Annotated in this window: 26 protein-coding genes; 10 read left to right on the top strand and 16 right to left on the bottom strand. The window is 73.1% G+C overall.

Annotated elements, in window-relative coordinates:
• The first annotated feature begins 6 nt into the window (after positions 1–6).
• The 3 genes from ABTY04_RS08530 to pyrF all read left to right on the top strand — a co-directional run bounded on the left by ABTY04_RS08530 (position 7) and on the right by pyrF (position 2,229).
• Positions 7–840 (top strand): S-methyl-5'-thioadenosine phosphorylase, encoded by an 834-nt coding sequence (locus ABTY04_RS08530; protein ID WP_352212573.1) that lies wholly within the window; start codon positions 7–9, stop codon positions 838–840.
• A 122-nt stretch (positions 841–962) separates the two neighbouring features.
• On the top strand, positions 963–1,520 hold the full coding sequence (locus ABTY04_RS08525) for a carboxymuconolactone decarboxylase family protein (RefSeq protein WP_352212572.1): 558 nt from the start codon (positions 963–965) through the stop codon (positions 1,518–1,520).
• Between the two features lie 16 nt (positions 1,521–1,536).
• Positions 1,537–2,229 carry an orotidine-5'-phosphate decarboxylase gene (gene pyrF / locus ABTY04_RS08520; RefSeq protein WP_352212571.1) on the top strand — a complete coding sequence of 231 codons (693 nt, stop codon included), beginning with the start codon at positions 1,537–1,539 and terminating at the stop codon, positions 2,227–2,229.
• Between the two features lie 12 nt (positions 2,230–2,241).
• Here pyrF and ABTY04_RS08515 read toward each other — a convergent pair whose 3' ends face one another.
• A complete protein-coding gene (locus ABTY04_RS08515) occupies positions 2,242–3,222 on the bottom strand; it encodes a quinone oxidoreductase family protein (protein WP_352212570.1) in 981 nt (326 codons plus the stop codon).
• Positions 3,223–3,352: 130 nt separating this feature from the next.
• Between ABTY04_RS08515 and ABTY04_RS08510 the strand changes: the two genes are divergently transcribed.
• The 3 genes from ABTY04_RS08510 (at position 3,353) to mscL (ending at position 5,062) form a co-directional block, all read left to right on the top strand.
• Positions 3,353–3,679: an ArsR/SmtB family transcription factor gene (locus tag ABTY04_RS08510; protein ID WP_352212569.1), complete on the top strand. Its 327-nt coding sequence runs from the start codon at positions 3,353–3,355 to the stop codon at positions 3,677–3,679.
• Positions 3,680–3,826: 147 nt separating this feature from the next.
• The gene (locus ABTY04_RS08505; protein ID WP_502996583.1) at positions 3,827–4,384 is read left to right on the top strand and encodes a hypothetical protein; all 558 of its coding nucleotides are present in this window, start codon (positions 3,827–3,829) and stop codon (positions 4,382–4,384) included.
• Between the two features lie 123 nt (positions 4,385–4,507).
• A complete protein-coding gene (mscL, locus tag ABTY04_RS08500; protein WP_352212568.1) occupies positions 4,508–5,062 on the top strand; it encodes a large conductance mechanosensitive channel protein MscL in 555 nt (184 codons plus the stop codon).
• 4 nt (positions 5,063–5,066) lie between these two features.
• On the opposite strand, the gene ABTY04_RS08495 is transcribed toward mscL, so the two are convergent.
• From ABTY04_RS08495 to ABTY04_RS08470, 6 genes are all read right to left on the bottom strand, one after another.
• Positions 5,067–5,297, bottom strand: coding sequence for a hypothetical protein (locus ABTY04_RS08495; RefSeq protein ID WP_352212567.1), 231 nt, complete (start codon positions 5,295–5,297; stop codon positions 5,067–5,069).
• Between the two features lie 87 nt (positions 5,298–5,384).
• A complete protein-coding gene (locus ABTY04_RS08490) occupies positions 5,385–5,753 on the bottom strand; it encodes a DUF6755 family protein (RefSeq protein WP_352212566.1) in 369 nt (122 codons plus the stop codon).
• Positions 5,750–6,409 (bottom strand): QcrA and Rieske domain-containing protein, encoded by a 660-nt coding sequence (locus ABTY04_RS08485; RefSeq protein WP_352212565.1) that lies wholly within the window; start codon positions 6,407–6,409, stop codon positions 5,750–5,752. The genes ABTY04_RS08490 and ABTY04_RS08485 overlap by 4 nt, the downstream gene beginning before the upstream one ends.
• On the bottom strand, positions 6,406–7,005 hold the full coding sequence (locus ABTY04_RS08480) for a 4Fe-4S dicluster domain-containing protein (protein ID WP_352212564.1): 600 nt from the start codon (positions 7,003–7,005) through the stop codon (positions 6,406–6,408). The genes ABTY04_RS08485 and ABTY04_RS08480 overlap by 4 nt, the downstream gene beginning before the upstream one ends.
• Positions 7,006–7,013: 8 nt before the next feature.
• Positions 7,014–9,332, bottom strand: coding sequence for a molybdopterin oxidoreductase family protein (locus tag ABTY04_RS08475; protein WP_352212563.1), 2,319 nt, complete (start codon positions 9,330–9,332; stop codon positions 7,014–7,016).
• Positions 9,329–10,453: an MFS transporter gene (locus tag ABTY04_RS08470; protein WP_502996582.1), complete on the bottom strand. Its 1,125-nt coding sequence runs from the start codon at positions 10,451–10,453 to the stop codon at positions 9,329–9,331. Before ABTY04_RS08470 ends, ABTY04_RS08475 begins: the two co-directional genes overlap by 4 nt.
• 176 nt (positions 10,454–10,629) lie before the next feature.
• Between ABTY04_RS08470 and ABTY04_RS08465 the strand changes: the two genes are divergently transcribed.
• Together ABTY04_RS08465 and ABTY04_RS08460 are read left to right on the top strand one after the other, a co-directional pair.
• Complete coding sequence (locus ABTY04_RS08465; RefSeq protein WP_352212562.1) at positions 10,630–11,784, top strand: low temperature requirement protein A; 1,155 nt, start codon at positions 10,630–10,632, stop codon at positions 11,782–11,784.
• 64 nt (positions 11,785–11,848) lie between these two features.
• Complete coding sequence (locus tag ABTY04_RS08460) at positions 11,849–13,129, top strand: cytochrome P450 (protein WP_352212561.1); 1,281 nt, start codon at positions 11,849–11,851, stop codon at positions 13,127–13,129.
• A gap of 129 nt (positions 13,130–13,258) precedes the next feature.
• On the opposite strand, the gene ABTY04_RS08455 is transcribed toward ABTY04_RS08460, so the two are convergent.
• Both ABTY04_RS08455 and ABTY04_RS08450 read right to left on the bottom strand, forming a co-directional pair.
• Positions 13,259–13,750, bottom strand: coding sequence for a DUF5949 family protein (locus ABTY04_RS08455; protein ID WP_352212560.1), 492 nt, complete (start codon positions 13,748–13,750; stop codon positions 13,259–13,261).
• Between the two features lie 57 nt (positions 13,751–13,807).
• Positions 13,808–14,416 (bottom strand): DUF4352 domain-containing protein, encoded by a 609-nt coding sequence (locus tag ABTY04_RS08450; protein WP_352212559.1) that lies wholly within the window; start codon positions 14,414–14,416, stop codon positions 13,808–13,810.
• A 165-nt stretch (positions 14,417–14,581) separates the two neighbouring features.
• On the opposite strand from ABTY04_RS08450, the gene ABTY04_RS08445 reads away from it, so the two are divergent.
• Complete coding sequence (locus tag ABTY04_RS08445) at positions 14,582–15,025, top strand: DUF6299 family protein (protein WP_352212558.1); 444 nt, start codon at positions 14,582–14,584, stop codon at positions 15,023–15,025.
• A gap of 25 nt (positions 15,026–15,050) precedes the next feature.
• On the opposite strand, the gene ABTY04_RS08440 is transcribed toward ABTY04_RS08445, so the two are convergent.
• The 5 genes from ABTY04_RS08440 to ABTY04_RS08420 all read right to left on the bottom strand — a co-directional run bounded on the left by ABTY04_RS08440 (position 15,051) and on the right by ABTY04_RS08420 (position 20,489).
• The gene (locus ABTY04_RS08440) at positions 15,051–15,245 is read right to left on the bottom strand and encodes a hypothetical protein (protein ID WP_352212557.1); all 195 of its coding nucleotides are present in this window, start codon (positions 15,243–15,245) and stop codon (positions 15,051–15,053) included.
• A 71-nt stretch (positions 15,246–15,316) separates the two neighbouring features.
• Complete coding sequence (locus tag ABTY04_RS08435) at positions 15,317–17,404, bottom strand: SpoIIE family protein phosphatase (protein ID WP_352212556.1); 2,088 nt, start codon at positions 17,402–17,404, stop codon at positions 15,317–15,319.
• A 12-nt stretch (positions 17,405–17,416) separates the two neighbouring features.
• Positions 17,417–17,704 (bottom strand): hypothetical protein, encoded by a 288-nt coding sequence (locus ABTY04_RS08430; protein ID WP_352212555.1) that lies wholly within the window; start codon positions 17,702–17,704, stop codon positions 17,417–17,419.
• A gap of 18 nt (positions 17,705–17,722) precedes the next feature.
• Entirely contained in the window at positions 17,723–18,997 is a 1,275-nt protein-coding gene (locus tag ABTY04_RS08425; protein WP_352212554.1) for an NAD(P)-binding domain-containing protein, read from the bottom strand.
• A 136-nt stretch (positions 18,998–19,133) separates the two neighbouring features.
• Positions 19,134–20,489, bottom strand: a complete 1,356-nt coding sequence (locus ABTY04_RS08420; RefSeq protein ID WP_352212553.1) for a carboxylate--amine ligase — start codon at positions 20,487–20,489, stop codon at positions 19,134–19,136.
• A gap of 294 nt (positions 20,490–20,783) precedes the next feature.
• Between ABTY04_RS08420 and ABTY04_RS08415 the strand changes: the two genes are divergently transcribed.
• A complete protein-coding gene (locus ABTY04_RS08415; protein ID WP_352212552.1) occupies positions 20,784–22,121 on the top strand; it encodes a glycoside hydrolase family 26 protein in 1,338 nt (445 codons plus the stop codon).
• A 5-nt stretch (positions 22,122–22,126) separates the two neighbouring features.
• Here the strand turns inward: ABTY04_RS08415 and ABTY04_RS08410 are convergent, their stop codons facing one another.
• Together ABTY04_RS08410 and ABTY04_RS08405 are read right to left on the bottom strand one after the other, a co-directional pair.
• Positions 22,127–23,269, bottom strand: a complete 1,143-nt coding sequence (locus tag ABTY04_RS08410; protein WP_352212551.1) for a GNAT family N-acetyltransferase — start codon at positions 23,267–23,269, stop codon at positions 22,127–22,129.
• Positions 23,266–23,946, bottom strand: a complete 681-nt coding sequence (locus ABTY04_RS08405) for a YveK family protein (RefSeq protein WP_352212550.1) — start codon at positions 23,944–23,946, stop codon at positions 23,266–23,268. Before ABTY04_RS08405 ends, ABTY04_RS08410 begins: the two co-directional genes overlap by 4 nt.
• Positions 23,947–24,084 lie beyond the last annotated feature (138 nt).

Genomic DNA, 24,084 nt, shown 5'->3' with positions numbered 1-24,084 from the left:
GGCTGCATGGCTAACGCAGAGATCGGTGTCATCGGCGGCTCGGGCTTCTACTCCTTCCTGGAGGACGTCTCCGAGGTGCAGGTGGACACCCCGTACGGGCCACCGAGCGACTCCCTCTTCCTCGGCGAGCTGGCCGGGCGGCAGGTCGCGTTCCTCCCCCGCCACGGCCGCAGCCACAAGGTCCCGCCCCACAAGATCAACTACCGGGCCAACCTCTGGGCGCTGCGCTCGGTGGGCGTACGCCAGGTGCTCGGCCCGTGCGCGGTCGGAGGCCTGCGCACCGAGTACGGTCCGGGCACGCTGCTCGTCCCCGACCAGCTGGTGGACCGTACGAAGTCCCGGGCCCAGACCTTCTTCGACGGGGAGCCGCTGCCCGACGGAACCGTGCCGAACGTCGTGCACACCACCTTCGCCGACCCGTACTGCCCGGTGGGCCGCTCGGTGGCGCTGGCGGCGGCGCGGGGCCGTGCGTGGGAGCCGGTGGACGGGGGCACGATGGTCGTGGTCGAGGGCCCGCGCTTCTCGACCCGTGCCGAATCGCGCTGGCACGCGGCGATGGGCTGGTCGGTCGTCGGCATGACGGGCCACCCGGAGGCGGTCCTCGCCCGCGAGCTGGGGCTCTGCTACACCTCGATGGCGCTGGTGACCGACCTGGACGCGGGCGTGGAGACGGGCGAGGGCGTGTCCCACGCCGAGGTCCTGAAGGTGTTCGGCGAGAACGTCGGCCGCCTGCGCGAGGTCCTCTTCGACGCGGTGGCGGCGCTGCCGCCGACGGACTCCCGCGACTGCCTGTGCACGCACGTGCACGACGGCTGGGACCTGGGCATCGAACTGCCGTAGCCGGCCCGGCCTGCCTGCCCGTCCGCGAAATCCGAGGCGGGCTGTCACATTCCGGAGGGCTGTCCGGTCTCGGCTGGTGAAGGACCACCGAGACCGGCCGACCCGTCCAGGAGGCGACCGCCATGCCGCGCATTTCGCTCACCCCGCCCCGCACCCTCCTCATGCGCATCGGCGCCTGGTACTCGCGCCGCAGGTACGGCAAGGTCCTCGACCCCGGCCAGGCGTACGGGCACAACTCGCGCGTGCTGCTCACGTACGTCCGCCTGGAGCAGCAGGCGGCGAAGTGGCACGCCCTCGACGCCGGGCTGAAGCACCTCGCGGTGATGGCGGCGGCGGCCCGGATCAACTGCTCGTGGTGCATGGACTTCGGCTACTGGGAGGGCCTGGAACAGGGGCTGTCGGCGCGGAAGACCGGGCAGGTGCCGCAGTGGCGGGAGAACCGCGAGACGTTCACCGAGCTGGAACTGCTGGTCATGGAGTACGCCGAGGCCATGACCGAGACCGAGCCGGCGGTCACGGACGAGCTCGCCGCGGAGCTGATCGCGCGCCTGGGAGAGGCGGCGTTCGTCGAACTCACCGCGATGGTCGCGCTGGAGAACTGGCGCTCGCGGGCCAACCGGGCCTTCGGCCTGACCAGCCAGGGCTTCTCGGAGGCCTGCGAGATCCCGGCCCGGCCGTGAACCGCACAATGGCCGGGTGATCAACGACAGCCGGGCGATCGTCGCCCTCGATTTCGACGGGCGCGCGGACGCCGAGGCGCTCGTCGCGCGGCTCGGGGATGCGTGCGGCCACTACAAGATCGGGCTGGAGCTCCTCACCGCCGCCGGGCCCGGCCTCGTCGAGGAGCTCGTCGGGCGGGGGAAGGAGGTCTTCCTCGACCTGAAGCTCTTCGAGATCCCGGACTCCGTGGCCGGCGCCGTGCGCGCCGCGGGCGCGCTGGGCGCGTCCATGGTGACCGTGCACGCCATGGGCGGTACGGGGATCATGGCCGCGGCGGTGGACGCGGCCCGGGAGTTCCCGGGGCTGCGGGTGCTCGCGCTGACGGTGGTCACGAGCATGACCGGGAGCGACCTCGCCGACATCGGCATCGGCGCGACGACCGACGAGCAGGTGCTGCGGCTGGCCCGGCTCGCGATGGGCGCGGGGTGCCACGGGGTCATCGCCTCGCCGCGGGAGGCCGGGGCGCTGCGCGGCGTACTGGGGCCGCGGCCGCTGATCGTCACGCCGGGCGTGACCCTGCCGGGCGGGGAGGCGGGCGGGCACGGCGCCCGGGCCGGGACGGCGCAGGCCGCCCTCGCCGCCGGGGCCTCGCATGTCGTGGTGGGCCGGTCGGTGACGCGGGCCGCCGACCCGGTGGCCGCGCTGCGGCGGGTACGGGACGGCCGGTAGCCGCCCCGGCACTCACTCCCCCGCGACCCGGAGCAGCAGCTTGCCAGTGGTGGTGCGGGCGGTCATCAGCCGGTGCGCCTCGGCGGCCCGGTCGAGGGGGAACTCGGCACTGACCGGCACCTCGACCTTGCCGCTCGCGGCGAGCCGGAAGGAGTCGGCGGCGAGGGTGCGCAGCGCCCCGGGGTCGTCCTTGGCGAGGGTGAGGACGGAGAAGCCCGCGACGGAGAGTCCGCGCGGGTTGAGCTCGGACTGGCCGATCTGCCAGGGCGCGGCTCCGCCGGCGTTGCCGAAGGCGACGAGGCGGCCGAAACGGGCAAGGGAGTCCAGGCTGCGGCGGAAGGTGTCGCCGCCGACGGGGTCGAGGGCGAGGTCGACTCCCCGGCCGCCCGTGGCGCGGCGCACGCCCTCGGTGAACCCGTCGCCGACGAACACCTCGTCGTAGCCGTACTTGAGGGCTTCCTCCGCCTTCTCGGGGCGGGACACGACGCCGTAGACGGCGCTCGCTCCGGCGAGCCGGGCGACCTGGCCTGCGACGGTTCCGACGCCGCCCGCCGCGCTCTGGACGAGTACGGTCTCCCCGGCGCGCAGCCGGCCGACCTCGTGCAGGAGCCCCTGTACTGTCGGCAGGACGGTCGGCAGGGTGGCGGCGGTGCGCAGGGAGATGCCCTCGGGGAGCGCGAAGACGGTCGCGGCGGGGGCCACGGCGACCTCGGCGTAGCCGCTGTGCGAGGTGAGGGCGGTGACCTCCTGGCCCGGGCGCAGGCCCTGGACCCCGGGACCGACGGCCCGGATCCGGCCGGAGATCTCCAGGCCGGGGCGGAAGGGCAGGGCCGGGACCCGGTATCCGTCGGCCCGGGCCAGGACATCGGCGAAGTTGACTCCGGCGTAGGCGACGTCGACGCTCACCTCGCCCCGGCCGGGCTGCGGTACGGGGACCTCGGCGATGTGGAGGACCTCGGGTCCGCCGAATTCCCGGAACTCGATTGCGCGCACGACTGTTACCCCCGGCTAGACTGTTCAACGAAAAGCGAACACTTCGGTGGCGCGACTGTACGGTCCTCATCGAACAATGCGCAAGGGGCGCAGGCCGCAGGGCCGCACCGGGATCCAGGGAGGAACCGCAATGGGACACCGGGCCGAACCCGAGCACACCCACCCCGACGACGTGCCCGTCCAGGCCGCGCTCGCCGCGCTCGCCGACCCGGTGCGGCTTCGCCTCGTACGGGAACTCGCAGGCGCGGCCGACTGGGAGCGCAGCTGCGGGACGTTCGACGTGCCGGTGGGCAAGGCCGCCCTCAGCCACCACTTCGCCGTGCTGCGCGCATCGGGGCTGCTCGAACAGCGCGACCAGGGCCGGGGGCGCGTCAACCGGCTGCGTCGCACGGAGTTCGACGCGCGCTTCCCCGGGCTGCTGACCCTGGTCCTGCGCGAGGGCGACGCCGGAGCCTGACGGGCCCTCACTCCTGTGGGTGACGAGATTATCCACAGGCTGGGGATCGTCCACAGGTGCGAGCGGGATTTCGCGGGGCGGCGGATCGTGAGGGGTGTCCGGGCACTGGCCCGGGCACCGGAACCCGACCCGATGGTGGTGGCCGCCATGTCCAAGCCCATGTCCACGTCGATGTCCGTGTCCACGTCCATCACCTCGTGCGCCTCTCTCCCCTCCGCCCCTTCCACATGTCCCCCCGCGCGCCCGGTACCGGCCTTCCCCCCGCTGCGCGTCGGCCGGGGCGGGGACCGGCTGCGCCGTGCCGTTCGGCGTCGGCGGCGGGCCGCGTCGGCCGGGCTGGCGGTGCTGGCGGCCGCGCTGGCGGTGGTGGGCGGGACGGAGGCTCAGGCTTCCCGGGGAGCCGCCGCACCGCCGGAGGTGAAACCGCCGCCTGCGGCCGTGCGGTGGGTGTCGGCGCCGGTGCGCATCGCGGACGCGGCGACGGTGCGGCTGCTGCGGCCCGGAAACCGGGTGGACGTGGTCGCGGCGGAGCGCGCCGGCCCGCCGCGCGTGGTGGCCGCGGGGGCCCGGGTGGTCGAAGTGCCCGATCCGGGGAAGGGTGTCGGGGACGGCGGGGCGCTGGTGGTCCTGTCGGTGCCCCGGGACACCGCGCGGGATCTCGTGGGGGCGGGCGCTGTGGCACGGCTGGCGGTGACGTTGTGCTGAATCGGACCGGGGCACAGTCAAGTCACCACAAGTCGGCGCCCGGTTGGACACGCCGCGACCGGACTGCCGTAGCTTTCGGAACCGTTGGCTCCATGTCTGGCGGATTCGAAGAGAGGCACAGTGGTGAGCGAGAAGAAGAAGGAGAGCGTGCTGGCGGGCTTCAAGGCCTTCCTGATGCGCGGAAACGTGGTCGACCTGGCGGTGGCGGTCGTCATCGGTGCCGCGTTCACGAACATCGTGAACTCGGTGGTGAAGGGGATCATCAGCCCGCTCGTGGGCGCCGTCGGCACGAAGAGCCTGGACGGCTACACGTCCTGCCTGAAGGGCCCGTGCGGCGTCGACGCGAAGGGGGAGGCCATCGGCGTCAACATCCTCTGGGGGTCGGTGCTGAATGCCGCACTGACCTTCCTGATCACGGCCGCGGTCGTCTACTTCCTGATGGTGCTTCCGATGTCCAAGTACCTCGCCAGGATGGAGCAGCGCCGCCGGGCCAAGGAGGGCGTCCAGGAGACCATGGAGATCACCGAGCTGGTGGTCCTCAAGGAGATCCGGGACGAGCTGGTCGCCCAGCGTGCCCAGAACGGTCAGGGCGGTCAGGGTGGTGCGGGCGGGTACGGCGGCCAAGGCGGTTACGGCGGCCAGGGCGGCTACCCCGGGCGACCGGGTTCGGGGTACTAGCAGGTCAGAGGTGGTGCGGCGGCTTCTCGTCGAGGAAGCGGGCCAAGTCGGCGGCGCTCCCGCCGGCGGGCGGCCGCTCGCCCCACCCGCGGTCGGTGTCGTCCGAGGACTGCTGGTCCAGCGGGTCGTCGAAGACGAGGCGGGGCTTGGGCCTCGCCGCGGGAGCGGCCTCGGGCAGGGACCCGGACTGCGAGGGCTGCGAAGGCTGCGGGCCGGAGGCGGGGGTGGTGCTCATGCCTCCAGGGTACGGCCGCTCCCGGCCCGGACTGCGGCCGGCGGTGCGAGCGCAGCGGGGACCGGGTGGGCGTGGGTGTGGACACGGTCACCGGTCCTTCGGGTCGAGGGACCACAGTCCCAGCACGACGAGGAAGGACATGATCAGGAATCCCGCCCCCCACCAGGCCGTGCCGGTGTCGCCCTGCATCCACTCGTTGACGGTCACCGTGAGCGCCCAGAGCTGTCCGACCACGACGGTGAGGGCCAGGGCCAGACGGGCACCCAGCTTCGAGGACCGCTCCGGCTCCTGTTCGGTGCCGGCGCCGGGACCGGGGCCCGTGTGCCGGATCCGCGGGTCTCCGTAGCCGCTGGTGGGGCGGATCTGCGGATACCGCTCCCGCACCGGCCGGTTCAGGCGCGGCCGGTCGCCGCCCGGTCCGCGGTCCGGGAGCGGAGGCGGCTGCGCGTCGCTCATGTGCGCCTGCTCTCGGTGGCGCGGTCCGCACCGGGGCAGCCGAGTCTGCCGGCCGTCTCGGGGAGGGACGTGCCGATCTGCCGGCACAGCGCTTCCCTCGTCGGCTCTCCCGGCCTGGCGGTCGCGACGGCCCAGACACTGCCGTCGGTGTCCTCGGTCAGGATGACCCTGGGGAGCGGGCGCGGCGGCGGGCCCGCGGTCACCTCACCGGTGCGCGCGTCGAAGACGCCCTCGTGGCAGGGGCAGTACAGCTCCCCGTCGGCGCCCCGGTCCTCGCGCCACAGCACGGCGCAGGCCAGGTGGGTGCAGACGGCGGAGTAGCCGACGAGGGAGCGGTCCGGCAGCCGCACCGCCAGGGCCCGGTCCTCGTCCCCGGGGAAGCGGAAGGCCACGGACTCGCCGGGCGCCAGCCGGTCGGCGACCTTCTTGGGCTCGGGCAGCGTGTCGCTGTCGCCGTGCCGGTGCAGGATGCCGGAGGCGACGCCCACACCGCCGACGGCGAGGCCTCCGGAGACGGTGGCCACGATCCGGAGGTAGTCGCGGCGCGTGGTGAGGGAGTCGGCGCTGATCCGGTCACGCAGATACCGGGCGGCCTCGTCGGGTGCGGAGTCCGGATCCGGCCCGGGAGCCGCAGCGGGCGGTTCGGTGAGGCTCACCGGACATCAACTCCGTTGATCTCGACGACGGGGAGGCCGCCGGGGACGGGCCACTGGACCTTGTCGGCCGGCACGACCATCGCCACGCCGGTGCTGACCACCACGTCGCCGAAGGCGAAGGAGTCGGCGACCTCGACACCGGGCCGCTCGGCCCGGAGCTCTTCGAGCGTTCCGTAGAAGAGGGCGCCGGTCGGACAGACGGTGGCGCACATCGGGGCCAGGCCGTGGGCGGTGCGGTCGTAGCAGAGGTTGCACTTCATCTGGAGCTTCGCCTGGAGGTCGATCTTCGGGACTCCGAAGGGGCAGGCGTTGACGCAGTTGGCGCAGCCGATGCAGCGGGTGGTGTCGGCCTGCTGCACCACGCCGTCGGCGGTCACCAGGATCGCGTCGGCGGGGCAGACCTCGGCGCAGGGCGCGAGCGGGTCCTCACAGTGCATGCAGACGGTCGGAAGGGAGGCGACGGACGTCCCGGGCTCGGTGTAGTCCAGGTGGATCATCGATTTGCCGCGGTGCGAGTCGCATTCGCGGCAGGCGGAGACACAGGCCTGGCAGCCGATGCAGCGCCCCGGGTCGATGAAGATGGTTCGGCCCATCATGGCTCCGGTCAGCTCCTCTCCGCCGTGCCACGGCCCTGGGGGGACGTGGGCGGCAGGCGGTCGGTGCGGGAGACCTGGGTCTGCGGGTAGGCCACACGGCCCGGGGGCATGGGCGGCGCGGGCACCTCGTCGACCCGTTCGGCGGCCTCGATCCGGGCGGCGCAGACCTTGTACTCCGGGATCTTCGAGCGGGGGTCGAGGGCGTCGAGGGTGAGGGCGTTCGCGGCCGTCGGTACGGGCCAGTGGTACGGGACGAAGACGGTGTCGGGGCGGATGGCCTCGGTGACCAGGGCCGGGAAGACCTCGCTGCCGCGGCGGGTCACCACCCGGACCGGATCGCCGTTCCTGAAGCCGTGCACGGGGTGGACCTCCACCCAGGGGCGCGGGGTCTGCTCGACGAGGCCGCCGAGGCGGCGGGTCTGGTTGCCGGAGAGGTAGTGCGCGACGGTGCGGCCGGTGGTGAGGGAGAGGGGGAACTCGTCGGTGTAGGCCTCCGTGGGCGGATGCCACTCCACGACCTGCAGGTGGATCTTTCCGTCGGGGTGGTAGGTCCGGCCGTCCTCGAACAGCCGGGGTGTGCCCGGGTGCTCGGTGGAGGGGCAGGGCCAGGCGATGCCGCCGGTCTGCTCCAGCCGGTCGTAGGTGATGCCGTAGTAGTCGTTGACCGTGCCGGCGGAGGCGACCCGCAGCTCCTCGAACACCTCGCGGGAGCCGGGGAACTCGAAGTGCCGGCCGGCGCCGAGGCGCCGGGCGAGCTCGCAGATGACCCAGGTGTCGGTGCGCACTCCGGCCGGGGGCTCCTGGGCCTTGTTGTGCTTGACCACGCGCGCCTCGGCGTTGGCCATCACGCCCTCGTCCTCGGCCCAGGTGGTGACGGGGAAGACCACGTGGGCATTGGCCGCGGTCTCGGAGAGGAAGAAGTCGAACTGGGCGTGGAACTCGGCGGTGTCGTAGCCGTCCTTGACCACCGCGTAGTGGGGGAGGGAGACGAAGGGGTTGTTGCAGATGCCGATGAGGCCGCGGATCTCCCGCCGCTGCATCTGCCAGACCATCTCCATCATGGAGGTTCCGGCGGCGGGGAGTTCGGATTCCTCGATGCCCCAGATCCGGCAGATCTGCGCCCGGTGCTCGGGATTGGTGATGGAGCGGCCGCCGGGGAGGAGGTCGGACTTCTGGCCGTGTTCGCGGCCGCCCTGGCCGTTGCCCTGGCCGGTGATGGTGCCGTAGCCGGCGCCGGGCTTGCCGATGTTGCCGGTGGCGACGCACAGGTTGATGACGGAAAGGCAGTTCTCGACGCCCTGGGAATGGTGTTCGATGCCGCGGGCGTGCCAGGCCATGGCCTTGTCCGCGCCGGCGAAGGCCCGGGCGACCTGGACGATCTGCTCGGCGGGGACTCCGCAGATCCCGGCCGAGCGGGCAGGCGGGTACTCCCGGACGGCCGCTTCGACCTCCTTCCAGCCCGTGGTGTGGGCGGCGAGGTAGGCCTCGTCGGCCAGGCCCTCGGCGACGACCACGTGCAGGACGGCGTTGAAGAAGGCGGAGTCGGTGCCGGGCCGCAGCGCTACGTGGATGTCGGCGGTGCGGGCGACGGCCGTCTCGCGCGGGTCGACCACGATCAGCACGGCGCCCCGGTCCCGTGCGCCCCACAGGTACTGGGTCATCACGGGGAAGCACTCCCCCACGTTCGACCCGGCGATGAGCAGGCAGTCGGTGAGGAGGATGTCGGAGAAGGGGTTGCCGGCCCGGTCGATGCCGAAGGCGAGCTTGTTGGCCCCGGCGGCGCTGACCATGCACAGGCGGCCGTTGTAGTCGACGTGCCTGGTCTTCAGGGCGACCCGGGCGAACTTGCCGACCAGGTAGGTCTTCTCGGAGAACAGGCTGGCGCCGCCGAGCAGCCCGAAGGCGTCGTTGCCGTACTGCCCCTGGATGCGGCGGATCTCGGAGACGGTGAAGTCCAGGGCCTCGTCCCAGGAGCACTCCCGCAGCTCCTCGTCCCGGGAGCGGCGCATCAGCGGCGCGGTGAGCCGGTCGGGATGGTTGACCTGCTGGTAGGCGTTGATGCCCTTGGGGCACAGCCTCATCCGGTTGATGTCGTGGTTGCGGGGCTCCACGCCGAAGACCTTGCCGCCGCGGTCCACCCGCAGGTACATGCCGCACTGCACCCCGCAGAAGCAGCAGTGGGTGGGGACGAGGGTCTCGCCCTCCTGGTCGGCGTGCCACCGGTCGGCCGGGATGCCGCCCGCGTCGCGGAAGTTGCGGGTGCCGGGCGGGGCGATGGACGGGTCGAGGGGCAGCGGGTCCGGCTTGGCGGGGTCCGTCGCGGTCACTTGAAGCCCTTCTTGACGTGCGCGAGGTAGGCGTTGCCGCGCAGCATCCGCTTGCAGCGCGGGCAGTACTCGACGAAGGCGTTGAAGTCGAGGTCGAGGTCCTGCATCGTGCCGCGCAGGTTCTCCACGTACGGGGCGGTGTCGACGGGTTCGCCGCAGCGCCTGCACGCGAAGACCTGCTCGTCCTGGCGGGCCGTGTACTTGAACAGCTGCATGCCGACGGCGGCGGGCCGCTGGACGATGTGGAAGAACTTCCCGAACGGGATGTAGACGAGGGTGAACACGACCGCCACCATGTGCGCGAGCGCCAGGAACCCGTAGCCGCCGCCGTGCAGGAAGACCGACGAGAAGCTCAGCAGCAGCCCCGTCACCGAGATCACGATGAGGCAGATCAGCGGCAGCAGGTCGTAGGCGAAGCGCTGGCCGGTGATGGCCCCGCGGTCCTTCATCCGCCGCCACAGGAAGTACGAGGCCCCGGGGATGACGAGCAGGGCGGCGATGTCCAGGCCGTGGAACATCAGCCGGCCCAGGGGACCGAGCGCGTCGAAACCGAGGACCTCGAAGCCCCAGATCCGCATCTCGTAGCCGGGGCCCGAGCCGGTGGCCGAGGTGAAGGTGAACCAGCCCCAGGTCAGCGGGAAGGTGATGGCGGCGGCCAGCAGGCAGCCCCAGAAGACGAGCTGGTGGGCCGCCCAGCGGGAGCGCGAGCGGGCGCCCAGGAACTTCTGCAGGCCGAGATAAGTGGCGATCATCCGGGGGACGGCGGTGGGGGCCTTGCGGAAGTTGGCGGCGGAGAAGAAGCTGGCGAACCCCTTCTTGAACAGTCTCCGGGCCCCGGGCGCGGAGACCCAGACCGTGTACCGGTAGGCCACGCCGAAGGCGAGGAAGACGGTGGCCACGGCGTACGGCAGCAGCGCGGAGTCGAAGTCCCTCAGGAGCCGGCTTCCGAGCACGATCGCGGCGACCAGCAGGAGCGAGACGGCCGTGCCGGCCAGAGTGGCCCGTGCGGTGACGGACCGCCCGGCCGGCAGGAGGGTCCCCGCCGTGGGCGGCCGGGCCGGACGCGCAGGCACGGGCGGGGGCGGCGGCTCTGCGGCGAGGACTTCCGGGGGCTCGGACACAGCACCACGCTAGGCGGTCTGCACCCATCAGGCCCGTTATGACCTGACTGCGGGTAGGCCGTGCGGGTGAGGGCTCGGACGGCCGCCGGCCCCGCCGCCCCGAAGTTCCCTGCCGCGTGGCCCGCCGGCCGCGCGCCTCGTCCGCCGGCCGGCGTACGGCTGCTGTCCTGGGCGGTATGACGTACGTATCGATGACCTCCCGCAGCCGGGAAGAGGGCCACCGGGCCTCGACCCCGCTGGAGCTGTTCTTCGACCTCTGCTTCGTCGTCGCGGTGGCGCAGGCCGGCAGGCAGCTGGTCCACGCGCTCGCCGAGGGCCGTGTCGCCGCCGGCATCTCCGGATACCTCTTCGTGTTCTTCGGCGTGTGGTGGGCCTGGATGAACTTCACCTGGTTCGCCTCCGCCTACGACGTCGACGACGTGCCCTACCGGATCGCGACGCTGGTGCAGATCTCGGGCGTGCTCATCTACTCGGCCGGGATCCCGCGCGCGTTCAACGACAACGACTGGACCATCGCCGTCACCGGTTACGTGGTGATGCGGCTCGCGCTCACCGTGCAGTGGCTGCGCGCCGCCGCCGGCGTGCAAGGGCCGGCCCGGCGCTGCGCGCTCACGTACGCGGCGGGGCTGGTGATCTGCCAGGCGGGCTGGGTGGCGCTGCTCGCGGCCCCCGAGCACTCCCGCAGATGGCTGTTCCTCGTGCTGGTGATCGCGGAGCTGCTGGTTCCGCTCATCGCCGAGCGCAGCTACCAGACCCAGTGGCATCCGCACCACATCGCCGAGCGGTACGGACTGTTCACCATCATCGTGCTCGGCGAGAGCGTCGCCGCCAGCACGGTCGCGGTCCAGTCGGCGATCGACGAGCACGAGGCGCTGGGCGAGCTGCTGCCGATCGCGGCCGGCGGGCTGCTGCTGGTCTTCGCGGCCTGGTGGATCTACTTCGCCGTCCCCGTGCACGACCGGCTCACGAGCAATCGCGAGGCCATTCCGTGGGGGTACGGGCACTTCGTGATCTTCGCGTCGGCCGCGGCCATCGGGGCCGGCATCGAAGTGGCGATCGAACACGCGGTCGGCCAGGCCCACATCCCGGTGCTCTCCGCCAACCTCGCGGTGACCGTGCCGGCGGCGCTGTTCCTGGCCTTCGTCTGGCTGCTGCACTCCCGCCACTTCAAGCACGGTACGGCCCAGCAACTGGTGCTTCCGCTCTCGGCGGCGGCGATCCTCGCGTGCGCATGGACCGGCGCGCAGGCGGTGCTGTGGGCCGGGCTTGTCGCCGCGGCGACCGTCGCGGTGGGCGTGACCTTGGCCGACCGGGAGCGTTCTGGTGCGTGAGGACGGCGGGCGGCGACGGCCGCGGCGGCCACGGCGAGCGCGCCGGCGACAGGAAGAAGAAACGATGAAGTTCCCGGTTCAGCGGTACGCAGACACGGGCTCGGCGGTGGCGGAGTACGGGGAACTCGCCGACCCGGCGTTCTGGCAGCAGCCCCCTGCCGCGCGGCTCGCCGCGTTCGCCCGGCTGCGGGCACTGGACTCCCCGGTCTACGTGCCCGAGGGAAAGGGCCGCGGGCACTGGGCCCTGGTCCGGCACGCGGACGTGCAGGAGGCGAGCCGGCTCCCCAAGGTGTTCGCCAGCGCGCCCGGCGTGACCACACCCGAGCCGGCCCGCTGGGTGCGGGCGCTGTTCGGGGACTCGATGGTCAACCTGGACGGCGCGGACCACGCCCAGCTGCGCAAGATCGTGCAGCGGGCCTTCACCCCGCGGCTGCTGGCGGCGGCCGAGGAGGACATCCACGCGGTGGCCGCGCGGATCGTGGACGACGTACTGGCGGACGGGCCCGACGAGTTCGTCTCCGCCGTGGCCTCACGGCTGCCGCTCGAAGTCATCTGCAACATGATGGGCATCCCGGAGCGCTACCGTGCCGAGATCGCCGACCGGGTCAACCACGCCTCGGAGAACATCGGCGTCGAGCGGCGCCTGACCTCGCGGCTGCGGATGCCCGGGCGCGGGCTGCGGGCCCTGGCCCGGATGCAGCGGATGGTCGCGGGCATCGGCCGGGAGCGGCGCAAGAACCCCACCGACGACCTGATCTCGGCGCTGGTCTGCGCGAACGTCAACGGGGCGGCGGGCGAACAGGCACTGGGAGCCCGTCAGCTCGGCGCGTTCTTCTCGCTGCTGATGGTGGCCGGGGTGGAGACCACCCGCAACGCGATCACCCACGGGCTGACCCTGCTGACCGACCACCCCGCACAACGCGACCTGCTTCTCGGCGACTTCGAGACGTACGCGGACGGTGCGGTGGACGAGATGATCCGCCACTCGACGCCGATCATCCAGTTCCGCCGGACGGTGGCCGCCGAACACACCCTGGGCGGGCATCCGTTCCGGCCCGGCGACAAGGTGGTGCTCTACTACGCGTCCGCCAACCGCGACGAGGCGGTCTTCCCCGACCCCGACGCCTTCGACATCACCCGCTCGCCCAACCCGCACCTGGGCTTCGGCGGCGGCGGCCCGCACTTCTGCCTGGGCGCGCACCTGGCCCGGGTCGAGATGAAGGCCCTGTTCCGCGAGCTGCTGACCCGGCCGGTCGGGCTGCGGGCGGTGGGGCTGCCGGACCTGGCGGGGTCGAACTTCGACAACCGGGTCCGCTCGCTGCGCTTCGCCTTCGAGCGGCGTTGAGGCCCAGCGCTCCGCACTCCGCACGGCCCCGGCACGCGGAACCGGCCACCGGGCAGGCTGGGGGCCCGGCGGCCGGAGCGGGGGGAGCCGGCGGATCGGGGCGGCAGCGGCACGCCCCGGTCGCGGCGGCTACTGGATGCGCCGCACCGCGAGCACGCAGTGGGCGCTGCCCGTGAGCACGGCCTCGTCCCCCGCGAACTCCTGGAGGGTCTCCGGGGCGACCGGCATGCCCGGGACGGCCTCCGGCCAGGCGCGGGTGGCGAACAGGAAGTAGGCCTGGCCGCTCTCGTTCGCCGCGGCGACCCACTCCTCGGGGGCCGTGCAGGTCGCGTTCAGACCCGGCAGGGTCAGCGCGAGCTGGTCGCCCGCGAGCACGATCTGCACCGGGAAGGCGGCCGGGTTGCGGGTGCCGTCCATGACCACGTCGCCGATGGGCAGGCCGATCTCCTCCAGCAGCCCGCGGGCGGCCGCCTCGCCGGCCGCCCGCCCCTGCGGTCCGTCGCCGACGCTGTAGGCGAGCAGGTACGGGATGTCGTGGCCCTCGGAGGGGTCGCCGATCCAGGCGAGCACCGAAAGGGTGCCGAGCAGGGACCGGTCGATCTCGGCTTGAGTTGAAGTCATGCGCCGCACCTTAGTGGTCTCCCGCCCGAGCCTTTCACGGCCTTTCACCCGGGCGGGCTACACCGTCCAGAATCCCTCTCCGGAATTCGCCTGCATGTTCGCGTCCTCGTATCGGAGACGCACAATGCGCACCTTTTCCGGGACTTCGAACACCACCCATCCGTCTGCCTGCTTACCGACTGCAAGGGAATCGAAGACGAGTGGTTTGCCGGTGGTCAGTTCACCGCTCGGCACCACCGGGTGGCGCCCGCCCGCGGTGTCGTACGCCCACATGCGCCCGAGGGGCCCGTACGAGTCCCCGCCGATGTTGACGAACGACATCGAGGCGGCCACCCAGCGCTTGCCCGCGGGCGGGACGTAGTCCTCCTCGACGCTGACCGCGGGGTCGACGTACGCGTTCAGCACGGCCTGGAGGTGCCGGCCCACCTGGCGGCCGTGCACCCGTACGGAGTCGCCCACATGGGCATCCTTCGAGGCTGCCCGGACAACCCCCGGGGCCGCGGCCGCCGGACCCCCGACGGCCCCCGGCGCGCCGTCGTCCACCGGGACGGCGGGCGCCGCGGCAGGGGCGAGCGCAGCCCCTTCCGGGGTGCCGGAGCAGGCCGTGGCACCGAACAGCAGGAAGGGCAGGAGAGCGGCGGCGAGGACGGAAGCGGACTGACGCATGCGCGATCCCTTCGGGGACCTTCGGGGACGTATTCCGGTCAGTTTCACGCGCCCGAGCGGGCAATTGCACACACCGACACGAGCGTGCGGCACGAGTTGCCCGCCATCTGCCAGCACAATGCGTTTCGGAGTTTTTGCGCCGACCCACCCCCCACTGGAGGATTCATGCGAGTTTCCACCCGCCGACTGGCCGTGCCGGTGCTTTCCGCACTGGCCGCTGCCGCCGTATTCGCCACGCCGGCCGGCGCCCGTGCCCACGGCAACGAGATTTCCGTACAGAAATTCGGTCACATCTCCGACGACGGCCACGTCACCCTTTCCGGGACCTACGCGTGCGCACCCTCGTCACCCCGCGGGGTGCAGATCCAGGTCACCCTCGCGCAGGACGGGACCCGTCTGGGCTTCGGCGGCGAGGAGGCCGTCTGCGACGGGGCGGAGCACGACTGGTCCCTGACCGGCTCGCTGCGCCAGGCCCCCGGCGTGCACCCGGGCCCGGCCGGGGTCGAGGCCCGGCTCCAGTCGGCGAGCCTGCACTCCGGGATGACGCTGCGCGTGTCCTACCTGGCACAGGCGGAGCGGGACGTCGTGCTGGAGCAGACGAAGCGCTGACCCGGCCCGTGGCCGGTGGCCGCCGCTACCGGCAGGCGGGCGCCACGCCGGTCATCGACATGAACGCGACGGTCCGGCAACCGGGATCCGCATGCGGGCGCCCCGTCGCCCGGTTCACGGCCGCCGGAACCCCGACGGCCAGCAGGAGCGCGAGAAGAGCGGTCGTGGCGCCCTTGCCCGGCCGCTTGTTCAGCCGGTGCACGGCGGGACCGTTTCGCATGGAGTCGTCCGTTCCATGGACCGCATCATCACTCCGCCCCCGACATCCCGCAACTCGGCGTGACCATGCGGTCACCCCATGCTGCGCATGCTGCCCGCGACGTCGAACTCGCACCACACGGCCTTGCCGTCGCCGCGGGACTCCACTCCCCAGTGCGTGGCCAGCGCGTCCACCAGCAGCAGCCCGCGCCCGGTGGTGGCGGCCTCGCCCGGGGTGCGCCGGCGCGGCCAGACGCTGGAGCGGTCCTTCACCCACAGCCGGATCCGCCGCACCGGCTCCGGCAGCACCTCCATGGTCAGCACCGCCCCGCCGTCCGTGTGCAGCAGGGCGTTGACCAGCAGTTCCCCGGCCGCCAGCTCCACGTCGTCGGCGAGCTCGGGCACGCCCCAGTCACGCAGGGCCTGGCGCAGGGCGTAGCGGGCCTCCGAGAGGCCCTCCGGGTCCGCTTGGTGGATGTACTGGTGGATCCGCGGGGCCCGGTGGGTGCCCGGGTCGGGGGCCCGCCGCAGCACCAGCAGGGCCACGTCGTCCCCGGAGCCCCAGCGCTCCCAGAGCCGGTCCGAGAGGTGGTCGGCGAGCGCCCCCGCCTCCTGCGGCCCGCTGCGCACGGCGTGGGCGAGGGCCTCCATGCCCTGGGTGATGGCCGTACCGGGCTCCTCGACCAGACCGTCGGTGCACAGCACCAGCGTCTCCCCGGGGACCAGGTCGAGCCGGGTCTCGGGGAAGTCCTCCTGTTCGAAGACCGAGGCCAGCCCGAGCGGCAGGCCGCCGCGCACGTTGGGCCATCCCGTACGCCCGTCCGTGTGCCGGATCAGCGGCCCGAGATGGCCCGCGCGGACCGCCCGTACTCCGCCGGTCTCCAGGTCCACCTGGGCGTACATGCAGGTCGCGAAGCGTTCGGTGTCCAGCTCGGCCAGGAAGCGCGAGGCCCGGGCCAGGACGGTGGACGGCGGATGGCCCTCCCCCGCGTACGCCCGCAGCGCGATCCGCAGCTGGCCCATGATCGCCGCCGCGTGCGTGTCGTGGCCCTGGACGTCGCCCACCACGATGCCGACCCGGTCACGGGGCAGCGCGATCACGTCGTACCAGTCCCCGCCGACCTCCCGGCCGCTCCACGCGGAGTGGTAGCGCACCGCGATCTCCCCGCCGCTGATCTCCGGGATCCGGCGCGGCAGCATCGAGGCCTGCAGGCCCGTGGCGAACTCCCGCTCCTGGTCGAACAGGAGCGCCCGCTGGAGGGACTGCGCGACGATGCCGGCCAGGCCCAGGCACAGGTTGCGTTCCTCCGGGCTGAACTCGGTGCGCCGCCGGTAGAACAGCACGAGCCCGCCGATGGCCTTGGCCTGCGCGATCAGCGGCAGATAGGCGGCGGCGTCGAACCGGATCCGGCGCAGGTAGTCCGCGAGCAGCGGGAACTCGCCCGCCAGCTCGGTGAGGGAGGTGACGAACCGCGGCTTGCGGCTGAGCACCGCCTGCGACAGCGGCAGAGAGCCGTCCAGCCGGGTGAACCGCCGCTCGCTGAGGATCTCCAGGGACTCCCCGCTCAACGCGATGATCTTGATGGCTTCGTTCTCGACCAGCCCGAGGGCCAGCCCGTCCGCGCCCAGCCGCTCCAGCGCCCCCGCGCCGGTCAGTGTGGCCGTGACGTCGTCGACCGTCACCGCCCGCGACAGGGCTTCCGTCGTCCGCTGCACGATCGTGGCCTGCTGGGCCCGCGCCGACTCCAGCTTCCGCAGCACGGTGGCGTGCGCGAGCTCGGCCGTCGCGTCCCGCACGATCCCGACGATCCGCATCGCCTGCCCGTCGGCATCGCGCAGGATCCGGCCCTGCATGTGCGTCCACTGGTCGACACTGTCGCGCCGCTGCACCGTGAAGTACGACCCGTACGTCTCCCCGCCGCCCTCCAGCGCGGCCTGCATGGCATCCGACAGCCGCGCGTTGTCGTCGGCCGGGATCCGCAGCCCCAGCCCGTCCGGCGTGTCGTCGAACTCCGCACGCTCCAGGTCGAAGACCACGAGCCCGGACTCGTCCAGTGTCAGCGTCCCGGCAGCCAGGTCCCATTCGAAGCTGCCCATGCCGTTCAGCGCGAGCCGCTCCCCGGGCCCGGTCGCAGGGTCCCGGCGGCCCTGCTCGGATCTGTCGCGCTCCGCCGCTGCCAACAGACACACCACCTAACGGCCGGGCCAGCACGGCTGGGAGATCAACCGCTCCCACTCCTCGTCAGGATGCCCCGGGAGGGTGCGCCCGGCCTCCTGCCAGCTCTTGACGAGGGAGAGATAGATCGTCGACTGGTCCGGTGCCGCATACGCGGGAGGCGCGTACGCGGGAGGGGCGTACGCGGGAGGGGCGTACGCGTCAGGCGCGTACGGCGAGGCGGTCCTGGCCGCGGCGGGCTGCTCCTTCCGGCTGGCGGGAATGCGCACCCAGCCACGGCCCTGTGCTCGCTGCTCCGCACTCATCGCGGACCCCTCTCCACCTCACCGCAGAGACGTCTTCGGATGCCCGGCACCGGCCCGGTCGGGCCGCACGGTCCCGGTGGGGCCCGCCGGCCTGCCCCGGGTGCCGAGGCGCTTGCGGACTCCTCTGACCAGTCTCCCCGCCGTGAAGCCCGCACCGTGCACGAATCGCATGGAAGGGCCGAATGAGGGAGCGGTCACCAGCCCTGCGAAGAACAGCCCGGGCCACGAGGACTCGAACCCGGCGCTCAGCTCCGGCGTGCCGCCGTCCCCGACGGTGTCGAGGGCGGCCCGCAGCCGGGCGTCCAGCAGGTCCAGCCGCGCCAGGTGCGGGGTGAACCCGGTGGCCGCGACGACGTGCGCGACGTCCAGTACGACGGACTCCCCGGCCGCGGTGGTCAGCCCCAGCCGGGTCCGCCCGCCCGCCGCCACCGCCCGGTGCAGCCGGTGCCCCAGCAGCACCGGGACGCTCCGCTCGAAGCGGTCCCTCAGCCACCAGGCCCCGGCCGGGCCGAGCGCGGTCGCCACGATCCGCTCCCGGGTCGGCGCGGGCAGCCGGCGCACCGCCCAGGGCAGCTCCGACCACACCCAGCTGCGCCAGCCGGTGCCGAGGCCGCTGTGCGGATCACGCAGGGCGCGCAGGGCCGGGCGCTCCAGCGGCTGGGGCACGGTGTTCCAGTTCAGCCGGGACCGGCGGGCGACGAGGCAGGGCCGTGCCCCGTTCTCGGCCAGCAGGGCGGCGGTCTCCAGGGCGGCCTGCCCGGCTCCGATCACGGCGACCTCCCGGCCCGCGAACCGGGTCAGGTCGCAGTGGCCGGTGCTGTGCGAGCAGTGCCCGGGGGGCAGGTCCCGCAGCGCCTCGGGGATATGGACGAACGGCATCACCCCGACGGCCAGCGCGACCGTGCGGGCGAGCAGGGGCGGCCCCTCGGCCGTGCGGACCAGGAAGCCGTCGCCCTGCGGGCTGACCTCGGTGACCGTCACCTCCTCCGCCTCGGGCACCGCGTTCCGGGCGAACCACAGCCCGTACGAGCTGAACGTGCCGATCGGGAGCGGGCTGCCGTGCTCGGCCGCCAGTCCGCGGGTCGCGCAGTACGCGGCGAGGGTGTGCCGGCCGCCGGGCGCGGACAGGTTGGAGGACCAGGGCTCCGACTTCAGGTACATGCCCTCGGGCATGTGGTCCCGCCACGAGGCCATGGGCCGCCCGAGCACCCGTACGCCGAGCCCGGCCGCCGCTGCGTGCGCGGCGATCGACAGCCCGTACGGCCCGGCGCCGACCACGACGAGATCGTCCATCCGCGTCACCGCTGTCTCTCCAGTCTTACGGGCCCCGCATTCCTGCCGCTGCCTCCGGTGGTACGCACCACGGACCCCCGCAGCCGGGGCTGCCGGGCCGCGGGCGGGGACCCGGACGGGGGCGGGGGGCGGGGCGTCATCGGGTCACCAGTTCGTCCGGTTCGGCAGGCGCCGACGGGGTCAGGTCACGGGCACGCTGGCGCGGAGCGCGGACCACGGCGCGGGCCGTGCGGCGGCCGTGCGCCGGGAAACCGCGCAGGGCGCGCGCGCCCTTCCCCGCGCCCCTGCCCAGGAACGCGGCGAGCATCGCGAGGAACGGCATCGGGTCGTCGGCGGCGAACCAGGCCGCCTCCACCCGGCCCCGGTCCCCCCGCGGCGCCACCCGGACCGGCCCCGGCCCGCCGTCCCCGGCCCGGTTCCGCGAGGGCAGGGCGGTCTCGGCCCGCGCCGGGGCGGGTACGCGGTCCAGGCGGCGGCCGTCCGCGCTCCCCGCCCCGGGGGCGGAGTCGCCGTGGCCGGGTGCCGAGGGGGACGGGAGCGGCGTGCGGGCCGCCGACCACTCGGGGAGCCTGCGCTCGCGGACCGCCGCCAGCAGGGCGTAGTTCTCCGCGACGAACACCCGGCCCGGCCCGCCCGAGGGCTCCGGGACCCGCTGCCCCGTCAGATCCAGGTACATCGCCTGGACCACGTCCAGCCCGCCCGCGTCCGTGAACAGCCGGAACTGCGCGCCGGGCCGGGGGTTGAAGTCCACCAGCCGGAAACAGCCGCTCTCGTCCCGGCGGAAGTCCAGGTCCAGGATCCCCTGGTAGCCCAGTCGTTCGGCGATCCGCAGCCCCGCCTCCTCCACCGCCGGATCCGGCAGCCAGCGCCCCACCGCCGTCAGCCCCGTCCGCACCGGCCACGACAGCTCCTTGCGGCCCGACCCCGCGAGCAGCGGATGCCCGCCCCGGGTGAAGGCGCCGTGGAAGAACCAGTCGGTGTCCGTCCCGGCCGGCAGGAACCGCTGGAGCAGCAGCCGGCTCCCGGCCTCGTCCGTGCGCTCGTACAGCCGGCGCGCCTCGGCGGCGGTGTGCACGAGGGTGGTGCTGCGCAGTCCGCCGCCCGCGGGCAGCAGCCACGGCCGGCTCCACTTGGCCACCACGGGCAGGCCCAGGCGCCACGCGGCCTCGGCCGCCTCGGTCCCGCTCGCCGCGATCACGGTCTCCGGGTGCGGGATGTTCCAGCGCGCGCACAGCCGCGACAGCTCCGCCTTGTCCGCCACCCGGGCCGGCAGCCCGTCGGGCTGATGGGGGATCCGGAACCGCCCGTGGAGCATCGGCGCGATCCGTGCGACGGCGATGGCGCTCAGGTCGTCCATCGCGACGAGCACGGCCGGGCCGCCGATCCGCTCGGACACCCCGACGAGGCACTCCAGCAGCGTCTCCGGAGCCTCGGGGTCGAGCCCTCCGGCCGGCCCCGGATGCACGGCGCGCAGGTAGCGCGAGCGCCCCATGGGACCTCCCCCGGCCTCGACGACGGCATGGACCTCCACGCCCCTGCGCCCAAGGGATCTGACGGCGCCGAGGGTTCCGTGGTGGAACGGATTCCGATCGAGTCTGAGCACTACAGCGGGCACATGGCTGTCGAACGCGTGCATGGGAACGGTGTCTTTCACCTAGTCGGACCAAGCTGGGAGGATACGCAGTTGCGAATGGCCTAGGCAGCGGTCACCGGACAGGCCGTTCGTCAGATGTGACGCCTAACGTCTTTGACAAGCACACCGATTCAGGAGAGTTCGGGAGACGCCATGCCCAGACCACACCGCCGACTGGCGAGCACCTGCATCGGTACGGTCACGGTCGGACTGCTCGCCACCGGGGCCGCGCTCGCGGCTCCGGAGAAGGAGCAGCCCAGGGGCTCCGACATCGCCGTGGGAGCCTTCCTCGACTCCGGTCCGAGCGGAGTCGCCCGGATCCCGAACCTGTCGCGCTGGCTGGGCGGCAAGGAGATCCGGGTCGGCCACACCTATCTGCCCGGGGAGCGCTGGGCCCCCATCGAAGACCCCGGCTTCCTGGAGGACTGGGCCAGGTGGCGCCGGGCCGGGGCGGACCGGCTCTTCGTCCTGAACGTGCCCATGCAGGAGCGCAACGAGGACCGGGTCCCCGACGACCAGGTGGCCCGGCTGATCCGTGCGGGCGCGAAGGGCGAGTTCGACCGGCACTTCGGGAAGCTCGCCGAACGACTGGTGGAACTGGGCGTTCCGGACACGGTGATCGTGCTCGGCTGGGAGATGAACGGCGCCACGTACACCCACCGGTGTGCGCCGGACCCGGAGAACTGGAAGGCGTACTGGAGGCGCATCGTCAACACGATGCGTTCCGTTCCCGGCCAGGAGTTCAAGTTCGATTTCGCCCCCAATCGCGGAACGGACGCGATCGGCTGGACCAAGTGCTACCCGGGTGACGACGTGGTCGACATCATCGGCATGGATTCGTACGACCAGGCTCCCGGCCGGACCTTCGACGAGATGGTCAGCCAGCCGTACGGGCTCAAGCAGCACGTCGATTTCGCGGAAGCGCACGGCAAACCAATCTCGTACCCGGAGTGGGGGCTGTTCCGGTACGGGGACAACCCGGAGTACGTCCAGCGCATGCTGAAGTGGATCGAGCAGCACAGGCCGCTCTACCACACCATCACCGACTACTGCCCGCACGGCGTGTGGCAGTGCAAGCAGAACCCCCGGGCCGCGAAGGCCTTCCGCGCGGCACTCGCGCCCGAGCGGACCGGTCCCGTGATCCCGACGCCGGTGGTCCCGACCCCGGTCGCGCCGAGGCCTCAGGTTCCGGCGCCCGAGAGCCGCGCCCCCGAGCCGGCGCCCGAGCCCGTGCGCTCGCCGGCGGCCCCGTCGCCCGAGACCCCGGTGGGCCCGGGCACGGGTCCGGACCCCGTGCCGGTCCCGGGGCCCGTCCCGGCCCCGGCCCCGAGTCCGGTCGTGCCGAAGCCCGAACCGGTCGAGCCGCCCGTCAACAGCACGCAGTGGTGCGTGCCGGTCAACTTCGGCGAGTGGCTCTCCGAGCTGGTCGGCAAGCAGTCGGCCTGCATCAAGATCGACTGGGGCAAGGACTCCGGCTTCTGGCCCCGGTAGACCCGTCATCGGACCCGCAGCTCGTTGAGCCGCGCCCGCCAGTCCCTCGCGGCCGGCAGGGCCTCGCGCAGCGCGTCCACCGCCCGCTCGCGCCCCGCCACCTGCGATTCGTGCAGGTGGAGCAGGGGCGCGAGCGCCGTCCTGGCCAGCAGGAAGCGCTGGTTGACGACCGTCTCGGGCCGCCAGTGGTTCTTGTACGGCTCGTTGCCGCGCAGGAAGCTCACCACCGGGCGGCCCTCCGCCAGGGCGCGGCCCGCCTCGTAGCGCAGCAGCAGCGTGGCCACGTCCACCTTCCGGGTCCGCAGGTCCGGGTCGGCCCCGTAGAGGTAGCCGCCGCTCAACGCCCCCGACAGCAGCGTGACGTTGGCGGCCACCACCTTCCCGTCCAGCCGGAACTCCGTCAGCCGGCCCTCGCCGACCCGCACCATCCGCCGGGTGGCACGGGTCAGGTGCTCGGCGAAGCGGGGCCTCAGGTGCTCCGGGGTCACCCCGCGGCCGCGCCACTGCTTCTCGTGGAGCCGCAGCAGCGTCCGTACGGCGCGCGGCACTTCCTGCTCGGTGACCTCCCGCTCCTCGATCCCGGCCGCGTCGGTCTTGCGCAGCTTCGCCCGGACCCGCTGGGCCCCGGAGGCCGGCATCCGCTTGACCAGCTCGTCGAACGGCAGCGCGGGCAGCTCCATGCAGGTGGAGTCGGTGAGCGTGCTGGTGACCCCCGGCCACTGTCCGTACAGTGCCTCGACGGAGGCCCCGGGCCGTACCTCGCGCAGGTCGACGACCGCGCCGCGGGCAGCCCGGTGCAGGCCGTGGGCCAGAGCCGGGACGACCTGGTCGGCGTGCTCGGCGGCCACCAGGACGTCGAAGTAGTCGGTGATGCCGCCGCCGAGCGGCACCAGGAGCGGCAGCGGCCGGTGGACGAGCATCAGCGCGCACGCGCCGACGAGCTCCTCGCCGCGCCGCACCAGCACGATCCGCAGCCGCCCGTCCCGGCCGTACGAGAGCCACCAGGAGTGCAGCCAGGCGTGGCTCTGGAAGGGGGTTGCGGTGGGGCAGGCCCGGAAGAGCCGGTTCCACGGCTCTTCCAGCGCGGCGAACTGCCGGGGGTCGCGGCACAGCGTCACCGACAGGGCCCCGGTGGAGCCCGTGGTCATCGCATCGACTCCTTCTCCATGGTCTCGACGTGGTCGCCCTGGGCGGGCAGCGAGGCGTATTCCTCGACGACGGGCTGTTCCTCGGGGCGCCGGGTACGGCCGGGCCGGGCCAGCATCCACAGCCCGCCCAGCAGCCCGCCGGCGCACAGCCCGACGGCCCCGCTGATGGGGGCGGACGGCGATGCCGGGTCGCTCGGCGCGACGGCCTGGTTGAACATCAGCAAATGGACGCCGGTGCTCTTGGCGGCCTGATTGCTGCTCAGCGAGAGGGCGTCGGCAACGGCGTTGGCGATCTCGGCGGCTGCGGTCGGGCTCTTCGACGTCCCCGTGATGGCGATCATCGGCGACTCGGGGGAGGCCTCGGCGCGCACCTGCGTACGGAGCCGGCGGACGCTGAGGCCCGCGCGGGGCTGGGCGTACGCGAGGGTGGAGCTGCTGGTGGCGATGCGCGCGTACGCCTGGGCGAAGCCGAGGGCGGTGGCGGGCTCGGTGGTGTCGTCCGGGACGGCGACGATGTAGCTGGTGGCGGCGTACTCGGGTGCCTTGAGCACCCCGTAGGCCCCGCCGGCGGCCAGCCCCAGCACGGCGGCGACGGGCAGCGGCCACCACGCGGGCGGCGGCAGCAGCCGTACCTTGCGGCGGCGGCGGTCGGTCTTGTGATCGGCGGTGTCGGCCATGTGCGTGCCTTCCTGGAGGGATGGGAGTTCTTCCGGGCCCCCGCTTCGGGGAGCCGTCGAGGTGCGTGGATCAGCCGGCCCCGGCCGGCCGGCCCGGCTGCGCGGGACCCGCGTCGTGCGCGGAGCCGGGGGGCAATC

The organism is Streptomyces sp. NPDC097981, assembly GCF_040302565.1.
In the GTDB taxonomy this organism is placed as follows: domain Bacteria; phylum Actinomycetota; class Actinomycetes; order Streptomycetales; family Streptomycetaceae; genus Streptomyces.
The sequence above is the reverse complement of the archived record's forward strand: the minus strand, read 5'-3'. Positions and strand labels throughout refer to the sequence as shown.

Coding starts and splice junctions, on each gene's coding strand:
- ABTY04_RS08425 (WP_352212554.1), bottom strand. CDS start 18,997: ATGGACGATCTCGTCGTGGTCGGCGCCGGGCCGTACGGGCTGTCGATC.
- ABTY04_RS08440 (WP_352212557.1), bottom strand. CDS start 15,245: ATGCGAAACGGTCCCGCCGTGCACCGGCTGAACAAGCGGCCGGGCAAG.
- ABTY04_RS08415 (WP_352212552.1), top strand. CDS start 20,784: ATGCCCAGACCACACCGCCGACTGGCGAGCACCTGCATCGGTACGGTC.
- ABTY04_RS08480 (WP_352212564.1), bottom strand. CDS start 7,005: ATGATGGGCCGAACCATCTTCATCGACCCGGGGCGCTGCATCGGCTGC.
- ABTY04_RS08455 (WP_352212560.1), bottom strand. CDS start 13,750: ATGACTTCAACTCAAGCCGAGATCGACCGGTCCCTGCTCGGCACCCTT.
- ABTY04_RS08405 (WP_352212550.1), bottom strand. CDS start 23,946: ATGGCCGACACCGCCGATCACAAGACCGACCGCCGCCGCCGCAAGGTA.
- ABTY04_RS08495 (WP_352212567.1), bottom strand. CDS start 5,297: ATGAGCACCACCCCCGCCTCCGGCCCGCAGCCTTCGCAGCCCTCGCAG.
- ABTY04_RS08525 (WP_352212572.1), top strand. CDS start 963: ATGCCGCGCATTTCGCTCACCCCGCCCCGCACCCTCCTCATGCGCATC.
- ABTY04_RS08530 (WP_352212573.1), top strand. CDS start 7: ATGGCTAACGCAGAGATCGGTGTCATCGGCGGCTCGGGCTTCTACTCC.
- ABTY04_RS08420 (WP_352212553.1), bottom strand. CDS start 20,489: ATGGGGCGCTCGCGCTACCTGCGCGCCGTGCATCCGGGGCCGGCCGGA.
- ABTY04_RS08460 (WP_352212561.1), top strand. CDS start 11,849: ATGAAGTTCCCGGTTCAGCGGTACGCAGACACGGGCTCGGCGGTGGCG.
- ABTY04_RS08410 (WP_352212551.1), bottom strand. CDS start 23,269: ATGACCACGGGCTCCACCGGGGCCCTGTCGGTGACGCTGTGCCGCGAC.
- ABTY04_RS08445 (WP_352212558.1), top strand. CDS start 14,582: ATGCGAGTTTCCACCCGCCGACTGGCCGTGCCGGTGCTTTCCGCACTG.
- ABTY04_RS08490 (WP_352212566.1), bottom strand. CDS start 5,753: ATGAGCGACGCGCAGCCGCCTCCGCTCCCGGACCGCGGACCGGGCGGC.
- ABTY04_RS08430 (WP_352212555.1), bottom strand. CDS start 17,704: ATGAGTGCGGAGCAGCGAGCACAGGGCCGTGGCTGGGTGCGCATTCCC.
- ABTY04_RS08510 (WP_352212569.1), top strand. CDS start 3,353: ATGGGACACCGGGCCGAACCCGAGCACACCCACCCCGACGACGTGCCC.
- ABTY04_RS08465 (WP_352212562.1), top strand. CDS start 10,630: ATGACGTACGTATCGATGACCTCCCGCAGCCGGGAAGAGGGCCACCGG.
- ABTY04_RS08450 (WP_352212559.1), bottom strand. CDS start 14,416: ATGCGTCAGTCCGCTTCCGTCCTCGCCGCCGCTCTCCTGCCCTTCCTG.
- ABTY04_RS08505 (WP_502996583.1), top strand. CDS start 3,827: ATGTCCAAGCCCATGTCCACGTCGATGTCCGTGTCCACGTCCATCACC.